Below are 829 nucleotides of genomic sequence, written 5' to 3'. Positions count from 1 at the left end.
ATCTAGATCATATTCTTTGGCATTTAAAATAAGTCTTAGATTGGCTACTTCATTTTCTTTGAAGTAAATGTAAGCCAATACGGGCATTGGGCCAAATGGTACCCAAGCTGACTGACGAATTTCTTCAGCCTCGATTTTTTTAATTTTCTTATCTAATTTCACCACATCAATTGGATCATTTGCACTAATACGGTCATTTATCTTACCAGCGAATGGTAAGCTGGCAAATTTATCCAATACGCGGTTATAGTCTTTACTCGTTGCTAAGTCGACTAATTCTACCTCTTCAAAAGTCCCATCATCAGATAAAACTGCTTCTAAGAACCCACGAGAACGGCCTTGTTTCATACCACGAACAACCATAGACAAGTTTTCTAAATCAATCATCATCAATAGGGTCTTCGCCATATCTTGATCATCTGAGTTGTCAGCGATGTCTCTTAAGTGGCCTAGGTAAGAATGGTCCAATAGGATCGAAATGCCGTCTAGGTCATGGTACTCTTCGTAGTAATCGCGTGCATGTTGGACGCCTTCTTTCATGACTTCTGGGAATTGGTTACCTTCACCAGTTTGCATTAAGGTCCGTAAGGCTTCGATTGAAAAACGGCCGATGTTGATATACATGTGCGAGAAATCACGTTCTGTATACCATTCTTTGAATAATACTTTCAAATTGTGGTAGCTGTAACGCAAGGCAAATACGTCTACCACTTCATCTACAGGCGTTTCTTCATATAAACCAGCATACATTTCACGTAAATCACGGGTTAGGAACCCTTCGAAATCATGTGTTTTCCCGATATTTTCAGGGATATGATAGTTGGTTTTA

The 829-nt window shown here is 39.3% G+C and carries 1 protein-coding gene; it reads right to left on the bottom strand.

Going from position 1 to position 829, the window contains the following annotated elements; genetic code table 11:
- Positions 1-829, bottom strand: an 829-nt coding sequence (locus tag ACRCJ0_RS16640) for a V-type ATPase subunit (RefSeq protein WP_431391270.1), incomplete at both ends; no start/stop codon positions are given.

It is taken from the genome of Aerococcus sp. L_32, assembly GCF_050689315.1.
Note: the sequence above shows the minus strand (reverse complement) of the source record. Positions and strands in the feature narration are given on the sequence as shown.